The sequence below is a fragment of the Rhodococcus indonesiensis genome (genome assembly GCF_047782815.1).
Classification (GTDB): Bacteria; Actinomycetota; Actinomycetes; order Mycobacteriales; family Mycobacteriaceae; genus Rhodococcus; species Rhodococcus indonesiensis.
In genome coordinates this window covers 3,149,944-3,170,974 of the sequence record NZ_CP180630.1, presented here as the reverse complement: position 1 = coordinate 3,170,974, position 21,031 = coordinate 3,149,944, and the positions used below count along the sequence as shown (strand labels likewise).

At 72.0% G+C, this 21,031-nt stretch carries 17 protein-coding genes; all 17 read left to right on the top strand.

Going from position 1 to position 21,031, the window contains the following annotated elements:
* Positions 1–144: 144 nt before the first annotated feature.
* Positions 145–1,794: a UDP-N-acetylmuramoyl-L-alanyl-D-glutamate--2,6-diaminopimelate ligase gene (locus ACM26Y_RS14565; protein ID WP_416063680.1), complete on the top strand. Its 1,650-nt coding sequence runs from the start codon at positions 145–147 to the stop codon at positions 1,792–1,794.
* The gene (locus ACM26Y_RS14560; protein ID WP_416061250.1) at positions 1,791–3,317 is read left to right on the top strand and encodes a UDP-N-acetylmuramoyl-tripeptide--D-alanyl-D-alanine ligase; all 1,527 of its coding nucleotides are present in this window, start codon (positions 1,791–1,793) and stop codon (positions 3,315–3,317) included. Before ACM26Y_RS14565 ends, ACM26Y_RS14560 begins: the two co-directional genes overlap by 4 nt.
* Complete coding sequence (gene mraY / locus ACM26Y_RS14555) at positions 3,314–4,396, top strand: phospho-N-acetylmuramoyl-pentapeptide-transferase (protein WP_003934158.1); 1,083 nt, start codon at positions 3,314–3,316, stop codon at positions 4,394–4,396. Before ACM26Y_RS14560 ends, mraY begins: the two co-directional genes overlap by 4 nt.
* Before the next feature lie 76 nt (positions 4,397–4,472).
* Positions 4,473–5,906 (top strand): UDP-N-acetylmuramoyl-L-alanine--D-glutamate ligase, encoded by a 1,434-nt coding sequence (murD, locus tag ACM26Y_RS14550; protein WP_416063679.1) that lies wholly within the window; start codon positions 4,473–4,475, stop codon positions 5,904–5,906.
* The gene (gene ftsW, locus ACM26Y_RS14545; protein WP_416061249.1) at positions 5,903–7,393 is read left to right on the top strand and encodes a putative lipid II flippase FtsW; all 1,491 of its coding nucleotides are present in this window, start codon (positions 5,903–5,905) and stop codon (positions 7,391–7,393) included. Before murD ends, ftsW begins: the two co-directional genes overlap by 4 nt.
* Positions 7,390–8,544 (top strand): undecaprenyldiphospho-muramoylpentapeptide beta-N-acetylglucosaminyltransferase, encoded by a 1,155-nt coding sequence (murG, locus tag ACM26Y_RS14540; protein WP_416061248.1) that lies wholly within the window; start codon positions 7,390–7,392, stop codon positions 8,542–8,544. The genes ftsW and murG overlap by 4 nt, the downstream gene beginning before the upstream one ends.
* Positions 8,541–10,073 (top strand): UDP-N-acetylmuramate--L-alanine ligase, encoded by a 1,533-nt coding sequence (gene murC, locus ACM26Y_RS14535; RefSeq protein WP_289380340.1) that lies wholly within the window; start codon positions 8,541–8,543, stop codon positions 10,071–10,073. Before murG ends, murC begins: the two co-directional genes overlap by 4 nt.
* Entirely contained in the window at positions 10,070–10,804 is a 735-nt protein-coding gene (locus ACM26Y_RS14530) for a cell division protein FtsQ/DivIB (RefSeq protein ID WP_289380338.1), read from the top strand. Before murC ends, ACM26Y_RS14530 begins: the two co-directional genes overlap by 4 nt.
* Positions 10,805–11,005: 201 nt before the next feature.
* Entirely contained in the window at positions 11,006–12,202 is a 1,197-nt protein-coding gene (ftsZ, locus tag ACM26Y_RS14525) for a cell division protein FtsZ (RefSeq protein ID WP_003938217.1), read from the top strand.
* Positions 12,199–12,954 (top strand): peptidoglycan editing factor PgeF, encoded by a 756-nt coding sequence (gene pgeF, locus ACM26Y_RS14520; protein ID WP_416061247.1) that lies wholly within the window; start codon positions 12,199–12,201, stop codon positions 12,952–12,954. The genes ftsZ and pgeF overlap by 4 nt, the downstream gene beginning before the upstream one ends.
* A gap of 22 nt (positions 12,955–12,976) precedes the next feature.
* Positions 12,977–13,714: a YggS family pyridoxal phosphate-dependent enzyme gene (locus ACM26Y_RS14515; protein WP_416061246.1), complete on the top strand. Its 738-nt coding sequence runs from the start codon at positions 12,977–12,979 to the stop codon at positions 13,712–13,714.
* Between the two features lie 31 nt (positions 13,715–13,745).
* Positions 13,746–14,414, top strand: a complete 669-nt coding sequence (locus tag ACM26Y_RS14510) for a cell division protein SepF (protein WP_003938220.1) — start codon at positions 13,746–13,748, stop codon at positions 14,412–14,414.
* Between the two features lie 114 nt (positions 14,415–14,528).
* Positions 14,529–14,819: a YggT family protein gene (locus ACM26Y_RS14505; RefSeq protein ID WP_003938221.1), complete on the top strand. Its 291-nt coding sequence runs from the start codon at positions 14,529–14,531 to the stop codon at positions 14,817–14,819.
* A gap of 147 nt (positions 14,820–14,966) precedes the next feature.
* Positions 14,967–15,818 (top strand): DivIVA domain-containing protein, encoded by an 852-nt coding sequence (locus ACM26Y_RS14500; RefSeq protein WP_003938222.1) that lies wholly within the window; start codon positions 14,967–14,969, stop codon positions 15,816–15,818.
* A 43-nt stretch (positions 15,819–15,861) separates the two neighbouring features.
* Positions 15,862–16,083 (top strand): hypothetical protein, encoded by a 222-nt coding sequence (locus ACM26Y_RS14495; protein WP_003938223.1) that lies wholly within the window; start codon positions 15,862–15,864, stop codon positions 16,081–16,083.
* A gap of 287 nt (positions 16,084–16,370) precedes the next feature.
* Positions 16,371–19,523, top strand: coding sequence for an isoleucine--tRNA ligase (gene ileS / locus ACM26Y_RS14490; protein WP_416061245.1), 3,153 nt, complete (start codon positions 16,371–16,373; stop codon positions 19,521–19,523).
* Between the two features lie 94 nt (positions 19,524–19,617).
* The gene (locus tag ACM26Y_RS14485; protein ID WP_416061244.1) at positions 19,618–20,961 is read left to right on the top strand and encodes a DNA polymerase IV; all 1,344 of its coding nucleotides are present in this window, start codon (positions 19,618–19,620) and stop codon (positions 20,959–20,961) included.
* Positions 20,962–21,031: the final 70 nt, after the last annotated feature.

Genomic DNA, 21,031 nt, shown 5'->3' with positions numbered 1-21,031 from the left:
GAGCACCTGTCGGCGCCGCCGCCGCCCGTCGGTAACCTGACACGTCGGTACCGTGACACCGCGGTCGAGCCCGGGCACATCGCGGCCGCGGGAGTACGAAGAACGGCAGAGACACTGCCGCGGAGCGAGAGGAGCCTGGTGCCTGTGCCGTCGAGTCCGGACCCGTCCCCGCCGGGAGGCGGCCTGAGACCCGAGCATCCACCGGTGACGCCACTCCGCGACCTTGCTGCCGCCGTGGGCGCGACCGTCGGCACCGTCGAACCGGGCGCAGCGGCCGCCCCGACTGCCGCCGGCGCTCCCGTGTCCGTGACCGGCGTCGACCTCCGCGCCCAGGGCGTGCGGCCCGGTGACCTGTTCGCCGCCCTGCCGGGCGCCCGCGCGCACGGCGCCGAGTACGCGGGGGAGGCGCTGGCGCGCGGTGCTGTCGCCGTCCTCACCGACGCCGCCGGATGCGAACACCTCGCCGCCGTCGTCACCCGTCCCGTGCCGGTGCTGGTCCATCCGGATCCGCGGTCGGTCCTCGGCCTCGTCTCCGCTGCCGTCTACGGCGAACCGTCGCGGCACATCCAGGTCGTCGGCATCACCGGCACGTCCGGCAAGACCACCAGCTCCTATCTGATCGAGGCGGGACTCGCCGCCGCGGGTCGGGTGACCGGCCTGGTCGGCACCATCGAGACCCGGCTCGCCGGCCGGCGGGTGCCCAGCGCGCTGACCACCCCCGAGGCTCCGCAGCTGCACGCCCTGTTCGCGGCCATGCGCGAGCAGGGCATCGACACCGTGGTGATGGAGGTCTCGAGCCACGCCCTGTCCCTCGGCCGGGTCGCCGGGGTCCGTTTCGCGGTCGGGGCCTTCACGAACCTGTCCCAGGACCACCTCGACTTCCATCGTGACCTCGACGACTACTTCGGGGCGAAGGCCCGGTTGTTCGCGGCGGACTCGCCCGTCCGGGCGCACCGGGCCGTCGTGTGCGTCGACGACGAGTGGGGCGTGCGGATGGCGCAGATCGCCCGGGCCGCCCACCCCGCCGAGCCCGACGCGGTGCGCACCGTCGCCACCACCGGCACGGCCGACTGGACCGCCACGGCGGTGTGCACCGAGCCGTCCGGCTCCCAGACGTTCACTCTCACCGGCCCCGACGCCGTCGAGCGGCGCGTGGCGGTGCGTCTGCCCGGGCACTTCAACGTCGCCAACGCCGCCCTCGCCGTCGCGGTGTGCGCGGCCGCCGGGGTCGACGTCGACGCCGCGGCCGCGGGCATCGCCGACGTCGACGTACCGGGACGGGTGGAGCGGGTCGACCGCGGACAGGAATTCCTCGCCGTCGTCGACTACGCACACAAGCCGGCTGCGCTCGAGGCCGTCGTCGCGACGCTGCGCGGGCGGGCGGCCGGTGGCCGACTCGCCGTCGTCGTCGGGGCAGGCGGCGACCGGGACCACGGCAAGCGGCCCCTGATGGGGGAGGTCGGAGCTCGGGGAGCGGACCTGCTCGTCGTCACCGACGACAACCCCCGCACCGAGGACCCGGAGGTCATCCGGGCCGCGGTGCTCGCCGGTGCCCGCGCCGTCCCCGAACACCAGCGGGGACAGGTCCGCGAGATCGGCGACCGGGCGGCGGCCATCGAAGCGGCCGTGCGCTGGGCACGTCCTGGCGACATCGTCCTCGTGGCCGGCAAGGGCCACGAGACCGGTCAGGAGATCCACGGGGTCAAGCACCCCTTCGACGACCGCGAGGTGCTCGCCGCGGCCATCGACCGGTTCGCCGGCGCAGGTAGCGAGCAGTACGGAGGCACCCCATGATCCCGATGACACTCGCCCGCATCGCGGAGGTGGTCGGCGGGACACTGCACGACGTCGACGACCCGGCCGTCGAGGTGACGGGCACCGTCGAATTCGACTCCCGCAAGGTCACCCCGCACGGGCTGTTCCTCGCCCTGCCGGGAGCCCGCTCCGACGGGCACGATCACGCCGCCGAGGCGATCGCCGCCGGGGCCGCCGCGGTGCTCGCCGCCCGGCCGGTGGGTGTGCCCGCCGTCGTGGTGCCGCCGGTGCCGCCGGTCGAGACCAACTCGCTGGCCTTCGAGCACGACGCCGACGGCTCCGGCGCCGCGGTGCTCGCCGCGCTGGGTGCCCTCGCCCGCGCCGCGGTCGACGAGCTCACCGCGGCCGGACTGACCGTCGTCGGCGTCACCGGATCCGCAGGCAAGACCTCCACGAAGGACCTGCTCGCGGCGGTGCTCGCGCCGCTCGGTCCCGTCGTCGCACCGCCCGGCTCGTTCAACAACGAACTCGGACATCCCTGGACGGCGCTGCGCGCGACCACCGACACCCGATTCCTCGTCCTGGAGATGTCGGCGCGCGGACCCGGGCACATCGCGGCCCTCGCCACCGTCGCTCCGCCCCGAATCGGAGCGGTGCTCAACGTCGGCACCGCCCACCTGGGGGAGTTCGGATCCCAGGAGGTCATCGCGCAGACGAAGGGAGAACTGGTCGAAGCCCTGCCGCCCGCCGCGGAGGGCGGCGTGGCGATCCTCAACGCCGACGATCCGCTGGTCGTCGCGATGGCGTCCCGCACCCGTGCCCGTGTCGTGTTCGTCGGCAGCGACCCGGCCGCGCACATCCGGGCGACCGACATCCACCTCGACGAGCACGCCCGCCCCACCTTCACCCTGGTCGTGCGCGACGGCGGCACCGAGCGTCGCGCCGCGGTCACCCTCGCGGTGCATGGTGAGCACCACATCGGCAACGCCCTCGCGGCCGCGGCCGTCGCCCTCGAGTGCGGCGCCACGCTCGAGCAGGTCGCGACCGCGCTCGGCGGCGCCGGCGCGGTATCGGCACATCGCATGGACGTGCGCACCCGCGCCGACGGCGTCACCGTCGTCGACGACGCCTACAACGCCAACCCCGATTCGATGCGCGCGGCGCTCAAGGCGCTGGTGACGATGGCCCGCGCGGGTGAGAGCCCGCGCCGGACCTGGGCGGTCCTGGGGGAGATGGGCGAACTCGGGGACGAGTCGGTCGTCGAACACGACGCGATCGGCCGGCTCGCGGTGCGCCTGGACGTCACCCGCATCGTCGCGGTCGGCGCGACGCGCCCGGTCCGCGGCCTCTACCAGGGTGCGGTGATGGAAGGATCCTGGGGCGACGAGGCGACCCACGTCCCCGACGCCGACGCGGCGATCGCGCTCCTCGAGCGCGAACTGCAGCCCGGCGACCTGGTGCTGGTCAAGGCCTCGCAGTCCGTCCGGCTGTGGACGGTGGCGGAGGCGATCCTCGCAGGGTCGGTGGGCACGGCAGGAACGGAAACGGAGGCCGCACGGTGAGACAGATCCTCTTCGCCGCGGGAATCGCGCTGGCGGTGTCGATCCTGCTGACGCCGGTGCTGATCAAGGCGTTCTCGCGGCAGGGATTCGGCCAGGAGATCCGCGTCGAAGGGCCACAGAGTCATCAGTCCAAGCGCGGCACCCCGACGATGGGCGGCGTGGCGATCCTCGCCGGCCTGTGGGCCGGCTACTTCGGTGCGCACGCCATCGGCCTGGCCTACGAGGGGGCCGAGGGACCGTCGGCCTCGGGTCTGCTCGTGCTGGGTCTGACCACCGCCCTCGGCGGCGTCGGTTTCCTCGACGATTTCATCAAGATCCGCAAGCAGCGCAACCTGGGTCTGAACAAGACCGCCAAGCTGGTCGGCCAGCTCGTCGCCGCCGTCGCGTTCGGCATCCTCGCCCTGCAGTTCCGCAACGGTGACGGGCTCACCCCCGGCAGCACGCACCTGTCCTACGTGCGCGACATCGCCACGGTCTCGATGGGTGCGGTGGTGTTCATCCTCTTCGTGTACCTGCTCGTCAGCGCCTGGTCCAACGCCGTCAACCTCACCGACGGCCTCGACGGCCTCGCCGCCGGGTCGATGAGCCTGGTGCTCGGCGCCTACGTGATCATCACGTTCTGGCAGTACCGCAACTCGTGCGTCGCCGACCCCGGCAAGGGCTGCTACGACGTGCGGGACCCGCTCGACCTGGCGCTGCTGTGCGCCGCCGGCGCCGCCGCGTGCATCGGCTTCCTGTGGTGGAATGCCGCCCCCGCGAAGATCTTCATGGGGGACACCGGCTCGCTCGCCCTCGGCGGCATGCTCGCGGGTCTGTCCGTCACCACGCGCACCGAGCTGCTCATGGTCGTCATCGGTGCCCTGTTCGTCGCCGAGGCCGCATCCGTGGTCATCCAGGTGGCGGTGTTCCGGTCCAGCCGGCGTCGCGTGTTCCGCATGGCGCCGTTCCATCACCACTTCGAACTCGGCGGCTGGGCCGAGACGACGGTGATCATCCGGTTCTGGTTGCTCGCCGCCATCGCCTCGGCCATCGGCATGGCCCTGTTCTACAGCGAATACCTAGCGGCGATCGGGGATTGACACCGTGACTGACGAACTGCGCCGCCAAGGCCTCGACCGGCTCCGCGGCGCCCGCGTGCTCGTCGCCGGGGGCGGGATGTCCGGCCGCGCCACCCTCGGGCCCCTCGCCGACCTCGGGGCGGTGGTGACCGTGGCCGACCGCGACCCGCAGGCCCTCGCGCGCTGCCGCGAACTCGGTGCCGACACCGTCGATCTCGACGACCTCGTCGCGGACGCGTCGTCGCTGCATGCTTACGCCCTGGTCGTGACGAGCCCCGGGTTCTCGCCGGACGCACCGCTGCTCTCGCATGCCGCGGGGGCGGCTGTGCCGATCTGGGGGGACATCGAACTGTCCTGGCGTATCGACCGGGCCGAGATCTACGGCCCGCCGCGGCGCTGGCTCGTCGTCACCGGCACCAACGGCAAGACCACGACGACGACGATGCTGCAGTCGATTCTCGAAGCCGCCGGACTCGCGTCCGTGGCGTGCGGCAACATCGGCCTGCCCGTCCTCGACGCACTGCGCCGGACCGAGCCCCGCGCCGACGTCCTCGCCGTGGAACTGTCGTCTTTCCAACTGCACTGGGCGCCGTCCGTGCGACCCGAGGCCGGCGTGATCCTCAACATCGCCGAGGACCACCTGGACTGGCACGGCGGGATGGCGGGCTACATCGACGCCAAGGCGCGGGCGCTGACCGGCACCGTCGGCGTGCTCGGCCTCGACGATCCGATCGCCGGAAGCCTGCGCGACCGGTCGCGGGCCGTCGTGACGGTCGGCTTCACCCTCGGCTACCCGCAGGCCGGTGAGCTCGGCATCAGCGGCGACGTCCTGGTCGACCGCGCGTTCGCCGACTCCGCCGTGCTCGCCGCGGTCGCCGACGTTACCCCGGCCGGGCCGGCCGGCCTGTCCGACGCGCTCGCCGCCGCGGCACTGGCCCGCGCGATCGACGTCCCCGCCTCCGCCGTGCACGACGGCCTGCGCCGGCACCGCGTCGGTCCGCACCGCGCCGCCCCCGTCGGCACCGTCGACGGCGTGACGTACATCGACGATTCGAAGGCCACCAATCCGCACGCGGCGCGCACGTCGCTGCTCGCCCACGACCGGGTGGTGTGGGTGGCCGGCGGCCTGCTCAAAGGCGCGCACGTCGACGACCTGGTGGCGGAGGTCGCCCCCCGTCTGGCCGGGGTGGTGCTGCTCGGCCGTGACGCCGGCCGCATCGCCGACGCGCTCGCGCGACACGCCCCCGACGTCCCCGTCGTCGTCCTCGACACGCGCGACGATGGACAGATGAGCACGAGCGAACCGGGGACGGTCCCGGGTACCGCACGCCGGGTGGCGCTCGCGGAGGTGGACGGGCCCGAGGCCATGCGGACCGCGGTGCGCGAGGCGGCGTCGCTGGCGACGGCAGGGGACACCGTGCTGCTGGCGCCGGCCGCGGCGTCGCTGGACATGTTCGCCGACTACGCGCAGCGTGGTCGCGCGTTCGCCGCCGCGGTCGAGCAACTGCGCGGGGGCGGGACGCGGCGGTGAACACCCCGCAGCCCGCCGACGGGGCGGCGCGGAACCGGGTCGGGCTGTGGCTGGCCCGGCCGCTGGCCTCGTTCCACCTGGTCGTCACGATCGCGGTGCTGCTCACCGTGCTGGGCCTGGTGATGGTCCTGTCGTCGTCGAGTGTCGAAGCCGTCGCCACGAACGGTTCGGCCTACGGCCTGTTCACCTCGCAGGCGATCTTCGCGGCCCTCGGCATGGTCATCTTCTACCTCGCCCTGATCGTGCCGGTGCGGGTGCTGCGCCGGTTCTCGTTCCCGGCGTTCGCGGTCACCGTCGTGCTGCTGGTCCTGGTGCTCATCCCCGGCATCGGCACGCTGTCCCAGGGCACCCGCGGGTGGTTCGTCGTCGCCGGCGTGTCGTTGCAGCCCTCCGAGCTGGCCAAGATCGCCATCGCCGTCTGGGGTGCGCACCTGCTCGCGTCGCGTCGCGCAGAGCGCTCCAGTACCCGCGAGATGATGATTCCGCTGGTCCCGGCCACCCTGGTGGTCACCCTGCTGATCATCCTCCAGCCCGACCTGGGTACCACCGTCTCGCTCGCGATCATCGTCCTGGCGCTGCTCTGGTTCGCAGGTCTGCGGCTACGGGTGTTCCTGACGATCGTCGGTACCGCCGCCGGGCTCGCGGTGCTTCTCGCCTTGACCGCCGGGTACCGGTCCGCACGCGTGCGTGCCTTCTTCAATCCCGGCGCGGACCCCCAGGGCATCGGGTACCAGGCACGCCAGGCGAAGTTCTCCCTGGCCGACGGCGGAGTCTGGGGCCGCGGTCTCGGGCAGAGCCGCGCCAAGTGGAGCTACCTGCCCAACGCCCACAACGACTTCATCTTCGCCATCATCGGTGAAGAGCTCGGATTCCTCGGCGGCCTGGCAGTCATCGGCCTGTTCGGTCTGTTCGCGTACGCCGGTCTGCGGATCTCGCTGCGCTCGGTCGATCCGTTCCTGCGGTTGCTCACTGCCACCGCCACCACGTGGATCATCGGACAGGCATTCATCAACATCGGCTACGTCGTCGGGCTGCTGCCCGTGACCGGACTGCAGCTTCCGCTGGTCTCGGCCGGCGGCACGTCCACTGCGACGACGCTGCTGATGTTCGGTCTGATCGCCAACGCGGCGCGGCACGAACCGGAGGCCGTCGCCGCCCTGCACGCCGGGCAGGACGGCCGCTTCGGACGGCTGCTGCGGCTGCCGAAACCGGAGCAGTACACCCCGTCACGCGGCGAAGGCGTGCGGCTCGATCGGCGTGCCGATCCCGGCCGCGCCGCGCCGCGCCGGGCCGGAGCCGAGCGGGGCAGCGGCACGGCGGTCCGTGAGCGGCCGGCACCGCGGGGACGCGCACCACAGGAGCGTGCGCGCGGGCGCACGACACAGCCCGCCGCGCCGCAGGACCAGGCCCCGCGCCGGGCGAGACGCCCGGCGCGCACGACCGACAGCAGAGACGGACGAACCGGAGAGCGAGGAAATCGTAGGTGAGCGGCGAGCAGTCTGCCCTGTCCGTGGTGGTGGCCGGGGGCGGCACCGCCGGGCACATCGAGCCGGCCCTCGCGGTCGCCGACGCGATCCGCGAGTTGGTGCCGACGGCGACGATCACCGCGCTGGGCACCGAACGGGGTCTCGAGACCACCCTCGTGCCGCAGCGCGGCTATCCCCTCGAACTGATCCCCCCGGTGCCACTGCCCCGCAAGCTCACCGCCGACCTGGCCCGGCTGCCGGCCCGGGTCCTCGCCTCGGTTCGCCGGACCCGCGAGGTGCTCGACCACGCGCACGCCGACGTCGTCGTCGGATTCGGCGGCTACGTGGCGCTGCCCGCCTACCTGGCCGCCGGTGCCGGGCCGCTGCGCCGCCGGCGCCGCATCCCCGTCGTCGTCCACGAAGCCAACGCCCGCGCCGGTATCGCCAACAAGATCGGGGCCCTGCGCGCGGCACGCGTCCTGGCCGCGGTCCCGGGATCGGGCATCGTGCGCCGCGGCGAGGCCGAGATCGTCGGCATCCCCGTCCGGTCGTCCATCACCGGGCTGGACCGCGCGGCACTGCGCGCCCAGGCCCGGGCCCACTTCGGGCTCCCCCCGGACGGGCCGGTGCTCCTGGTGTTCGGCGGTTCGCAGGGCGCCCGCTCCCTCAACGAGGCCGTCTCCGGCGCTGCCGGACAGCTCGCCGCCGCGGGCATCGCCGTGCTGCACGCCCACGGCCCCAAGAACACCGTCGACGTGCCCACACGTCCCGAGCACGACCGTTGTCCCTACGTCGCCGTGCCCTACCTGACGCGAATGGACCTGGCGTACTCCGCCGCCGACGCGGTGATCTGCCGCTCCGGTGCGATGACCGTCGCCGAGGTGTCCGCGGTGGGGCTGCCGGCGGTGTACGTGCCGTTGCCGCACGGCAACGGAGAGCAGGAACTCAACGCCCGGCCGGTGGTGGCGGCCGGAGGTGGAATGATCGTGGCGGACGAGGAACTGACACCGGCGTTCGTGGCCGACACGGTGATCCCGCTGTTGCGTGACGCCACCCGTCTGGCCGAGATGGGACGGCGGGCGGCAGGAGCGGGCCACCGCAGCGCCGCCGCCGAGGTAGCGCGGATCGTGCTGGACGTCGCAGGTGTAAAAGCGAACAGGAGTGATCGATGAGCGAGCAGCTGCCCCCGGAGCTCGAGCGGGTGCACATGGTAGGCATCGGCGGGGCCGGGATGTCCGGCATCGCCCGGATCCTGCTCGCTCGCGGGGGGAAGGTCTCCGGATCGGACGCGAAGGAGAGCCGCGGCGTGCTGGCGTTGCGTGCGCGCGGCGCCTCGGTGCGCATCGGACACGACGCGAACGCGCTCGACCTGCTCGAGGGCGGCCCCACCGCGGTGGTGACGACGCACGCCGCGATCCCCCAGGACAACCCCGAGCTCGTCGCCGCCCGCGACCGCGGTGTCCCCGTCCTGTTCCGCCCGGCGGTGCTGGCCGCCTTGATGCGCGGGCACCGCACCTTCCTGGTCGCCGGCACGCACGGCAAGACGTCGACGACCTCGATGCTGGTGGTGACACTGCAGCACTGTGGCTTCGACCCGTCCTTCGCCGTGGGCGGCGAACTCAACGAGTCGGGCACCAACGCGCACCACGGTAGCGGTGACGTGTTCGTCGCCGAGGCCGACGAGAGCGACGGTTCCCTGCTCCAGTACGACCCCGACGTGGTGATCGTGACCAACATCGAGGCCGACCACCTCGACTTCTTCGGCACGGAAGAGGCGTACGTGCAGGTGTTCGACGACTTCGTCGACCGCATCGCCCCCGGCGGACTGCTCGTGGCCTGCCTCGACGACCCCGGCTCGGCCGCCCTCGCGCGACGCGCGACGGCCCGTCGCCCGGACGATCTGCGGGTCACCGGATACGGCACGGCGGCGGCGATCGGTGACGGTGCCGAGGTGGACGGGGTGCCGGTGGGGGTGCGTCTGCTCAACTGGGAGGCCAAGGACGTCGGGGGAGTGGCCGAGTTCCACCTGGCCGACGAGGCGGCACCGCGCACGGTGCGGCTGTCCGTTCCCGGCCGGCACATGGCGCTCAACGCGCTCGCCGCGCTGCTCGCCTCCCTCGAGGCGGGCGCCCCGGTCGAGGAAGCGGTCGAGGGTCTGGCCGGTTTCGGCGGGGTGCACCGCCGCTTCCAGTACAGCGGCCGCGAACACGGCGTGCGGGTGTTCGACGACTACGCCCACCATCCCACCGAGGTCCGTGCGGTGCTGGCCGCGGCCGCGGAGCTGGTCGCCGGCGAGCCGGTCCGCTACACCGAGACGGGCACCGAACGCCCCCGCGTGATCGTCGTCTTCCAGCCGCACCTGTACTCGCGCACCGAGACCTTCGCGACCGAGTTCGGCGCGGCCCTCGACCTCGCCGACGAGGTCGTGGTCCTGGACGTCTACGGTGCGCGCGAGAAGCCGCGACCGGGCGTGAGCGGTGCCCTCGTCGCGCAGTCGGTGTCCAAGCCCGTGCACTACCAGCCGGATCTGTCTCTCGTGCCACGCCAGGTCGCGCGGCTGAGCCGTCCGGGCGACGTCGTGATCACCATGGGTGCGGGGGACGTGACCATGCTCGGGCGCCAGATTCTCGATGCCCTGCGCAGCAAGCCGGGCCGGCTGCGGCCGGGAGCTGCTGCCGGTCCGGGGCCGGTCGGTCCGTGACGCCCGCCGCCACCACCCGTATCCGCCCCCGCGGGGCGGCACGACCCGCGCGCCGGCCCTCGGGCCGCTCCGTGCGGGTGCGGACGGTGCTGATCGGTGCGGCGGTGGTGGCGGCGGTGCTCGGGCTGATCGCCGTCGCGTGGCTGTCGCCGTTGCTGTCGGTCCGGACCGTCGAGGTCGTGGGGGCGACGGCGATCCCGCAGGAGGACGTGCTGGCCCGTCTCGACCTCGCGGAGGGCACGCCGCTGCTGCAGGTCGACACGGCGGCGGCGGCGCAGCGGGTCGCGACGCTGCCGCGGGCGGCGTCCGTACGGGTCCAGCGCGTCTACCCCTCCACCGTGCGGGTCACGGTGACCGAGCGGGAGGCAGTGGTGTTCGTCGACGCGCCCGACGGCACACACTCGCTCGACGCCGACGGGGTGGACTTCGCGGTCGAGCCGCCGCCCATGCTGACCCCGCGTCTGGTCACCCCCGCCGCCGGTCCCGGCGACCCGGCGACGGCCGCGGCGATCGAGGTGCTCGAGGCGCTGCCGCCCGAGCTGCGTGTGCAGGTGGGTGAGGTGAACGCGCCGTCGGCATCCGAGGTCTCGCTCACCCTGCACGACGGCCGGATCGTGGTGTGGGGCACGGTGGAACGTTCGGATCGCAAGGCACAGGTGGTGGTGCCGTTGCTCACCCGGCCAGGGCAGACCTACGACGTGGCGGCGCCCGACCTGCCGACGGTGCGATGACGACGCGGCCGGTGATCGAGGCCCCGGGACGAAAATCGTGCCCGCCGTCGGCGCGCCTGCTGGCGGATCGCCGCCACCGTGCCATAGCGTTTCGCACCAGTCGAGATACTTGACATAACCATCGACCTGTGGTTGAGGGTTTGTCCGTACCTCACCGATGATGATCGAAGCGTGACCGATTTCTCAGGAAGGCGAGAGCCCATGACGCCCCCGCACAACTACCTCGCCGTAATCAAGGTCGTCGGTATCGGCGGTGGCGGCGTGAACGCGGTCAACCGCATGATCGAACAGGGACTCAAGGGAGTCGAGTTCATCGCGGTGAACACCGACGCGCAGGCCCTGCTCATGTCCGACGCCGACGTCAAGCTCGACGTCGGCCGCGAGCTCACCCGGGGGCTCGGCGCCGGCGCGGACCCCGAGGTCGGCCGCAAGGCCGCCGAAGACCACAAGGACGAGATCGAAGAGGTGCTCAAGGGCGCCGACATGGTCTTCGTCACCGCCGGTGAAGGCGGCGGGACCGGCACCGGCGGCGCGCCCGTGGTCGCGAGCATCGCCCGCAAGCTCGGAGCGCTGACCGTCGGCGTCGTCACGCGGCCGTTCTCGTTCGAGGGCAAGCGCCGCGGCAGCCAGGCCGACACGGGCATCCAGACCCTGCGCGAGTCGTGCGACACCCTCATCGTCATCCCCAACGACCGGCTCCTGCAGCTCGGCGACGCCGCCGTCAGTCTCATGGACGCGTTCCGCTCCGCCGACGAGGTGCTGCTCAACGGTGTCCAGGGCATCACCGACCTGATCACCACCCCGGGTCTGATCAACGTCGACTTCGCGGACGTCAAGGGCGTGATGTCCGGCGCCGGCAGCGCCCTGATGGGCATCGGCTCCTCCCGTGGCGAGGGCCGGGCCATCAAGGCCGCCGAGGCAGCGATCAACTCGCCCCTGCTCGAGGCGTCGATGGAGGGTGCGCGCGGCGTGCTGCTGTCCATCGCCGGCGGCTCCGACCTCGGCCTGTTCGAGATCAACGAGGCGGCTTCGCTGGTGCAGGAGGCCGCGCACATCGACGCGAACATCATCTTCGGCACGGTCATCGACGACTCCCTGGGCGACGAGGTGCGCGTCACCGTCATCGCGGCCGGGTTCGACGGCGGCACCCCGGCGCGACGTCCCGTCGAATCGGCCCCGCCGACCCCCGCCACGCGCGGCGGCACCATCGGCGCGGGGCGTGCCGGCGACGTCGGCCGCCCGGAGCGGGAGCGGGCCGAGGAGATGCCGGCGCGCGAGCCGCACCCCGTCGCGGGCAGCTCGCTCCCGCCGATCGGGTCGGCCCAGCCGGCGCGGCCGGTCGAGGCGGACGACGACGGCGACGACGACGTCGACGTGCCGATCTTCATGCGCCGTTGACGGTGGCACAGCCGGTTCTGCGGGCGCGGCGGGTCGTCACCACCCGTGCCGGCGGCGTCTCCGCCCCGCCCTACGACTCGTTCAACCTCGGTGACCACGTGGGGGACGACCCGGCCGCGGTCGAGGCGAACCGGCGCCGGCTCGCCTCGGTCATCGGGCTGCCGTACGAGCGCCTCGTGTGGATGGAGCAGATCCACAGTCGCAACGTCACCGTCGTGGACGGCCCGGTCCGCGGCCCGGTACCCGCGACCGATGCGCTGGTCACGCGCGAGACCGGTCTCGCGCTCGTCACGTTGAGCGCGGACTGCGTGCCCGTGCTGCTCTCGGACGAGGAGGCGGGCGTGATCGCCGCCGTGCACGCGGGCCGGATCGGTGCCCGCGTGGGGATCGTGCCCCGCGTCCTGGACGCGATGACCGAACTCGGTGCGCGACCGGAGCGCATCGGCGCGTTCCTCGGACCCGCCGCGAGCGGGCGCCGGTACGAGGTGCCCGCCTCGATGCAGGCCGACGTGGAGGCGCACCTGCCCGGTAGCGCCACCCGCACCGTCGCGGGCACGCCCGCGCTGGACCTGCGGGCCGGGCTGCGCCGGCAACTGCTCGAGCACGGCGTCACGGCCGTCGCGGAGGATCCCCGGTGCACCATCGAGGATCCGACGTTGTTCAGCCATCGCCGGCAGGCGCCGACCGGACGGCTGGCGGCGGTGATCTGGCTCGAAGCCGGATCGGACACCGCCGCCGGAGGTGGCCGATGAGCCCCGCCGCCGGAGGTGGCCGGTGACCGCAGCGGATGCCGGCGCGCGGCGTGCCGAGATAGCCGACGGACTGCGCCGGGCACACGAGCGGCTCGACGCCGCGGCCCGGGCGGCGGGCCGCGACCCGGCGGAGATCACACTGCTACCGGTGACGAAGTTCTTCCCGGTCTCCGACGTGGAGATCCTCTACGGCCTCGGGTGCCGCGCCTTCGGCGAATCCCGCGAACAGGAAGCGACCGCGAAGGTTGCCGAATTCCGCTCGCGGACAACCGATCCCACCGTCGCCTGGCACATGATCGGCCGGGTGCAACGCAACAAGGCGCGGGCCGTGGCGCGCTGGGCCCACACCGTGCACTCGGTCGACAGCGCCCGGCTGGCCCGCGCACTGGACGCCGGTGCGCGGGCCGCGCAGGACGCCGGTGATCGTGACACGCCCCTGGCCGTCCTGCTGCAGGTAAGTCTCGACGACGACCCGCAGCGAGGCGGGGTGAGTTCCGCCGACCTGCACGCGCTCGCGGACGAGATCGCCGGGACCGCCGGGCTCGCGTTGCGCGGTCTCATGGCGGTACCGCCGCTGGGCTGGGACCCGGATGCCGCCTTCGAACGGCTCGCCGGGCTCCACGCCGCGCTGCGCTCCGATCACCCCGAGGCCACCGAACTGTCCGCCGGGATGTCCGGTGATCTCGAGGCGGCGGTGCGATGGGGTTCGACGTGCGTGCGTGTCGGAACCGCGGTGTTGGGCTCGCGGCCGTTAGCCTGAGTGGCGACCGCCGCGCGAGGAAGGTTGATCCATGAGCTCACTCCACAAGTTCAAGGCGTACTTCGGGATGGTGCCGCTCGAGGAGTACGAGGACGACTATCTCGACGACCCCGCGAGTGCCCGCCGGGAGCGCGACCGCGATTACGACGAGCCGCCGTACGCGGGCGGCGGTTACGGACCGTCGCACCGGGACGAGTACAAGGCATCACGGCGCGAGGATGCCGGCCGCGACTTCGAACCGGACGGCTTCGATCGTTACGAGCCGCCCGTGCGCGCGGCCCGCGTGGAGCCGATCACGGCTCGCGCACCGCGCCCGACCCCGCCGCCGGCGCGTGCCGCCGCACGGTCGTCGCTCGGTTCCGAGGGCCGCCTGGAACGGTCCGAGGCCCGTCGCGGCGCACTGTTCGACGAGGGAGGCCCGTTGTCGAAGATCACCACGCTGCGTCCCCGGGACTACGGCGAGGCCCGCACGATCGGTGAGCGGTTCCGCGACGGCACCCCGGTGATCATGGACCTGGTCGAGATGAGCAATGCCGACGCCAAGCGGCTCGTCGACTTCGCGGCCGGATTGGCCTTCGCGCTGCGCGGTTCGTTCGACAAGGTCGCCACGAAGGTGTTCCTGCTGTCCCCGGCGGACATCGACGTCTCCGCCGAGGAGCGCCGCCGGATCGCGGAGACGGGCTTCTACAACCAGCAGTGACCCGATCCGCGGCGGCGGTTCCCGGCACGGTCGACGCCCGGTGCCCGGTGTGCAACACCGGACGCCGGGCGTTTCGGTTTGGCTCGATGCGCCGTTGTCGGGCAGAGTGGGCGAGTGGCCGTATTCGAGGTGCTCTGGTTCCTGCTGTTCATTTTCTGGCTGCTGCTGATCGGCCGGATCATCGTCGAGTTCATCCGGACGTTCGCGCGGGACTGGAAGCCGACGGGATTTGTCGTCGTCGTTCTCGAGGCGATCTTCACGGTCACCGATCCGCCGGTCAAACTGTTGCGCCGGCTCATTCCTCCGCTGAATCTCGGCGGAGTGCGACTGGATCTGTCCATCATGGTGCTGCTCTTCATCGTCTACTTCCTGATGGCGTTCATTCCCCGAGGTGGGACGCTCTGAGGCCGACACCTGCTCGGACGATCCGCGTGAAAGCCGCCCTGTGCCAGAATGGGGTGCCAGTTACAGTGAGTTTGATACGCGTGACGCACTGTGGATATAACTGAATGCTTGCTTGACCGCTCACACGACGCGTGAAGGGATCCTTCCATGCCGCTGACCCCAGCTGATGTGCACAATGTCGCGTTCAGCAAGCCGCCGATCGGAAAGCGTGGTTACAACGAGGACGAGGTCGACGCATTCCTGGATCTCGTCGAGCAGGAACTGTCCCACCTGATCGAGGAGAACGCCGACCTGCGGCAGCGGGTGGCCGAACTCGACCAGGAGCTGGCCGAGGCCAAGAAGGGCGCCCGTTCCGGGGGGGCTCCGGCCCCGGCCGCCAAACCGGAACCCGCGCGCGTCGTCGAGGCGCCGAAGCCGCCGGAACCCGCGCCGACCCCGGCGCCGGCGCCGGCCCCCGCGCCGGTCGCGGCCGCGCCGGCCTCCGCGGACGCGAGCATGCAGGCCGCCAAGGTGCTGGGTCTGGCCCAGGAGATGGCGGACCGGCTCACCGGCGACGCCAAGACCGAGGCCGAGGAGCTGCTGCGTAATGCCCGCACCAACTCCGAGCAGCTCATCTCCGACGCGCGCACCCGCAGCGAGGCCATGATCGCGGACGCGCGGCAGAAGTCGGAAGCGATGCTCGCCGACGCCCGGACCCGTTCGGAGACGCAGCTGCGTCAGGCCAAGGAGAAGGCCGACGCGCTGCAGGCGGACGCGGAGAAGAAGCACACCGAGATCATGGCGACGATCAACCAGCAGCGTTCGGTGCTCGAGGGTCGCATCGAGCAGCTCAAGACGTTCGAACGTGAGTACCGGGTGCGCCTGAAGTCCTACCTCGAGTCCCAGCTCGAGGAACTCGAGCAGCGCGGGTCTGCCGTGCCGGTCGACGGCGGCCAGGATGCGTTCAACCAGTCGAACTCGTCGTTCGGGTCCACGTCCTTCGCCAAGGGCAACAGCTGACCGAGGCGGGGGTCCGATGGCCGGGTGGGGATGAGGGTGCGCCGTGCTGGTGGTGACGCTCTCCCTCGCAGCCGTCGGCTTCGGGATGCTCGTCGTGGCGCTCATGACGGGCTCCGTGCTGTGGGCCTGGGGTTGCATCGTCGTGTGTGTGGTGGGCGCGGTCCTGCTGCTGATCAGTGCGCTGAGCGGCAAACGGACCGCGCCCCCGACGGCGGCCGGAGGCGAACCGGAACGGCGCCGCGGGGGACGCGATGCCGGCGAGTGAGCGCGGCGGCATAGAATAATCCGAGGACAGACTGCAGTCCTTTCCCGGCGGCCGCCGGGGACGGCGACGATCCGGCCATCACCGGGGAGCCTTCGGAAGAACGGCCGTGCCGACCGGCACTGCTCAGTAGAACCGAACGGGTGGGCCCGTCACAGCCCGAACGAGAGGCCCGTCTCACCGGCAGCGCCCGGAGGGACGGTGCAAGCGGGGTGGTACCGCGGTTGCCGGCGCACAGTGCGCGGTGATCGTCCCCGTGCCGGACACGTCTAGGCACGAGGAGTCACGCTGTGACGAAGAGCACCCCCGACAGCCCGCAGGCCCCGGTCGCGCCGACCGGCAAGTACCCGCTCGTCGACTACGGGGTCGCCAAGGATTCGGGCGTCGACTTCCCCGAGCTCGAGGTGAAGGTCCTCGACCGGTGGGCGGAGGACGACACGTTCCGGGCGTCGGTGTCCAACCGCGACGGCGCCGACGAGTTCGTCTTCTACGACGGCCCGCCCTTCGCGAACGGTCTGCCGCACTACGGCCACCTGCTCACCGGCTACGTCAAGGACCTGATCCCGCGCTTCCAGACGATGCGCGGGAAGAAGGTCGAGCGGCGCTTCGGCTGGGACTGCCACGGTCTGCCCGCCGAGCTCGAGGCGGAGAAGCAGCTCGGGATCACGGACAAGTCCGAGATCGACACGATGGGGCTCGCCGAGTTCAACGCGTACTGCAAGACGTCGGTGCTGCGGTACACGGGGGAGTGGCGCGACTACGTCACCCGGCAGGCCCGCTGGGTGGACTTCGACAACGACTACAAGACCCTGGACCTGGACTTCATGGAGTCGGTCATGTGGGCCTTCAAGCAGCTCTACGACAAGGGCCTGATCTACCAGGGTTTCCGGGTGCTGCCCTATTCGTGGTACGAGCAGACCCCGCTGTCGAATCAGGAGACCCGCCTCGACGACGCGTACAAGATGCGCCAGGACCCGGCGGTGACCGTGGACATGGTGCTGCGCGCCCCCGGCTCCGAGCTCGACGGCGCGTGCGCGCTGATCTGGACCACCACGCCGTGGACCCTGCCGTCCAACCTTGCGATCGCGGTGCATCCCGACATCGAGTACATCGGCGTGCGCGGCGCCGACGGCAAGACCTACGTCCTCGCGCAGGACCGGGCCGGTCACTACGCGCGCGAACTCGGTGACGAACCCGAGGTGCTCGGCCGCTACTCCGGCGCCGACCTCGTGGGCCTGGCCTACGAGCCGCCGTTCGACTTCTTCGTGGGCCGCGAGAACGCCCACCGGATCCTCGCCGCCGACTACGTCACCACCGACTCCGGCACCGGAATCGTGCATTTGGCACCGGCTTTCGGTGAGGAAGACATGGAGTACTGCCAGCGCAACGGCATCGAACTGGTGCAGCCGCTCGATCCGGGCGGGAAGTTCACCGCGATGGTCCCGCCCTACGAGGGGCTGCAGGTCTTCGACGCCAACCCGGTGATCATCAAGGACCTCAAGGCCGCGGGAAAGCTGTTGCGGCACGAGACGATCGAGCACTCCTACCCGCACTCGTGGCGGTCCGGACAACCGCTGATCTACATGGCGGTGCCGTCGTGGTTCGTCGCCGTCACCCAGTTCCGGGACCGCATGGTGGAGCTGAACAAGCAGATCACCTGGGTGCCCGAGCACATCCGCGACGGACAGTTCGGCAAGTGGCTCGAAGGTGCCCGCGACTGGAACATCAGCCGGAACCGATACTGGGGCAGCCCGATTCCGGTGTGGGTCTCGGACGACCCGGCCTACCCGCGGATCGACGTCTACGGCTCCCTGGACGAGCTCGAACGCGACTTCGGGGTGCGCCCGGCCGACCTGCACCGGCCCATGATCGACGAGCTGACCCGCCCCAACCCCGACGACCCGACCGGAACGTCGACGATGCGCCGCGTCCCCGAGGTGCTGGACTGCTGGTTCGAGTCGGGCTCCATGCCGTTCGCGCAGGTGCACTACCCGTTCGAGAATCAAGGGTGGTTCGACTCCCACTACCCGGGCGACTTCATCGTCGAGTACAACGGTCAGACCCGCGGCTGGTTCTACACCCTGCACGTGCTGGCCACCGCGCTGTTCGACCGGCCCGCCTTCAAGACCGTCGCGGCGCACGGCATCGTGCTCGGGGACGACGGGCTGAAGATGAGCAAGTCCAAGGGCAACTACCCCGATGTCAACGAGGTCTTCGCCCGCGACGGCTCCGACGCCATGCGGTGGTTCCTGATGTCCTCGCCCATCCTGCGCGGCGGCAACCTCGTCGTCACCGAGCAGGGCATCCGCGAGGGTGTCCGGCAGGCGCTGCTGCCGCTGTGGAACGCATGGAGCTTCCTGCAGCTGTACGCCTCCGAGCCCGGCACGTGGCGCACCGACTCGCCGCACGTGCTCGACCGGTACATCCTGGCCAAGCTCGCCGCCACCCGCGACGTCGTCACCGACGCCCTCGAGGTGGTCGACATCGCCGGGGCCTGCGACGAGCTGCGCACCTTCAGCGACGCCCTCACCAACTGGTACGTGCGCCGCTCCCGCAGCCGGTTCTGGGACGAGGACGCCGACGCGATCGACACCCTGCACACCGTGCTCGAGGTCGTCAGCCGTCTGGCGGCTCCCCTGCTGCCGCTGGTCACCGAGGTGATCTGGCGGGGCCTGACCGGCGGTCGCTCGGTGCATCTGGCGGACTGGCCGGCCGCCGGGGAGCTGCCGGCCGACCCGGCCCTGGTCGAGTCGATGGACGAGGTCCGCGCGGTGTGCTCGACGGTGCTGTCACTGCGCAAGGCCCAGAAGCTGCGCGTGCGGCTGCCGCTCCCGCAGGTCACCGTGGCCGCCCCCGATGCCCACCGGCTGCAGCCGTTCGCCGACCTCGTCCAGGACGAGGTGAACGTGAAGTCGGTCGAACTGACCGACGACGTCGATGCGCACGGCCGCTTCGAGCTGGTCGTCAACGCCCGGGCTGCCGGACCACGCCTCGGCAAGGATGTGCAGACGGTCATCAAGGCGGTCAAGGCGGGGGATTGGTCGGAGGCGGACGACGGCACCGTCACTGCCGCCGGTATCGCCCTGCTGCCGGAGGAGTACACGACGCGCCTGGTCGCGGCGGAGCCGGAGTCGACGGCCGCGCTGCCCGGCGGCGCCGGCCTGGTGGTGCTGGATTCCACGGTCACCGAGGAGCTCGAGGCCGAGGGCTGGGCGAAGGACCGGATCCGCGAACTGCAGGACGCGCGCCGCAACCTGGGCCTGGAGGTCTCGGACCGCATCGGCGTGGTGTTCGAGGTGCCGGCCGACCGCGCGGACTGGGCGGTGCGGCACCGCGACCTCATCGCCTCGGAGGTGCTGGCCACCAGCTTCGAACTGGCGCCCGCCGGCGACGGGGCGCTCGAGCTCGGCGAAGGGGTGCGTGCGGCGATCGTCAAGGCATGAGCGTCCCGGTGACCTCGGCGCGGCCACAGCCGCGCCGAGGGGTCCGCGGCGGCGATACGGCCCCGCTGTCGGTGCGAGGGGCGAAGATCGCCGTGTGCCCGACGTGGTGACTCGCAGCGCTCGGCGCTGGGTCCTGCACCTGGACCTCGACGCGTTCTTCGCCTCGGCCGAGCAACTGACCCGGCCGACCCTTAGGGGCCGGCCGGTGCTCGTCGGCGGTCTCGGCGCGCGCGGCGTGGTCGCCGGGGCCAGTTACGAGGCCCGGGTCTTCGGGGCGCGGTCGGCGATGCCGATGAGCCGCGCACGCCGGCTGGTGGGGCCCGCGGCCGTGGTGCTGCCGCCGCGCGGCGTGCTCTACCAGACCCTCAGTCACACCGTGTTCGAGGTGCTGCGCGAACAGATCCCCGTGCTCGAGACGCTGTCGCTCGACGAGGCGTTCGCCGAGCCCGCCGAACTCGCCGGCGCCACGCACCGGGAGGTGGAGGCGTTCTGTGCGCGGCTGCGTGAACAGGTGCGGGACCGCACCGGTCTCGTCGCGTCCGTCGGCGCCGGCTCCGGCAAACAGATCGCCAAGATCGCCTCCGGCCTCGCCAAACCCGACGGAGCGCTGGTCGTGCGACCCGAGGAGGAGTTGGCACTGCTGCACGGTCTGCCCGTGCGCAAGCTGTGGGGGATCGGACCGGTGTCGGAGGAGCGGCTGCGCCGGCTGGGGATCGACACGATCGGGGACCTCGCGGCGCTCCCGGTCGCGGAGGCCGCGTCGATCCTGGGCGCGACGGTCGGTCCTGCGCTGCACCGGCTCGCCGGCGGCCACGACGACCGGCCGGTCGTCGAACGCGCCGACGCCAAGCAGGTCAGCGCCGAGACGACGTACCAGACCGACATCGTCACCCTCGCCGAACTGCGACGCGCCGTCGCCACCGCCGCGGCCGCGGCGCACCGCCGGCTGCGGCGAGACGGTCGCGCCGCCCGGACCGTCGTGCTCAAGTTGCGCAAGGCCGACATGAGCATCCTCACCCGCTCGTCGACGTTGCCGTACGCCACCGAGGACGTGGCGACGCTCACGGCGGCGGCGCAGCGCCTCGTGCTCGATCCGCTCGAAATCGGGGCGATCCGCCTCGTCGGTGTCGGCCTCGCCGGGTTGTCCAGCATCCGGCAGGACTCGCTCTTTCCCGAGCTCGAGCAGGCCCCGGAAGGCACGGTGGAGTCGTCGCCGCAGCTCCGGCCGGAGCGGGCTGCGCCGCCGACGGGACCGCGGTGGCGTCCCGGCACGGACGTGCGGCATCCGGAATTCGGGCACGGCTGGGTGCAGGGCGCCGGACACGGCGTGGTGACGGTCCGCTTCGAGACCCGCTCGACCGGACCGGGGGCGGCCCGCACCCTCGACGAGAACGATCCCGCGCTGGCCGAGGCCGATCCGCTCGCCGGACTGGGGTGAGTGCGCGTGCCCCCGCCGCTCTCACGGTCTTCTTACTACCGCCGGGTACGCTTACGGGCGATCCGCTGTC

Coding starts and splice junctions, on each gene's coding strand:
- ACM26Y_RS14500 (WP_003938222.1), top strand. CDS start 14,967: ATGCCGCTGACCCCAGCTGATGTGCACAATGTCGCGTTCAGCAAGCCG.
- ACM26Y_RS14560 (WP_416061250.1), top strand. CDS start 1,791: ATGATCCCGATGACACTCGCCCGCATCGCGGAGGTGGTCGGCGGGACA.
- murD (WP_416063679.1), top strand. CDS start 4,473: ATGTCCGGCCGCGCCACCCTCGGGCCCCTCGCCGACCTCGGGGCGGTG.
- ftsZ (WP_003938217.1), top strand. CDS start 11,006: ATGACGCCCCCGCACAACTACCTCGCCGTAATCAAGGTCGTCGGTATC.
- ACM26Y_RS14510 (WP_003938220.1), top strand. CDS start 13,746: ATGAGCTCACTCCACAAGTTCAAGGCGTACTTCGGGATGGTGCCGCTC.
- murC (WP_289380340.1), top strand. CDS start 8,541: ATGAGCGAGCAGCTGCCCCCGGAGCTCGAGCGGGTGCACATGGTAGGC.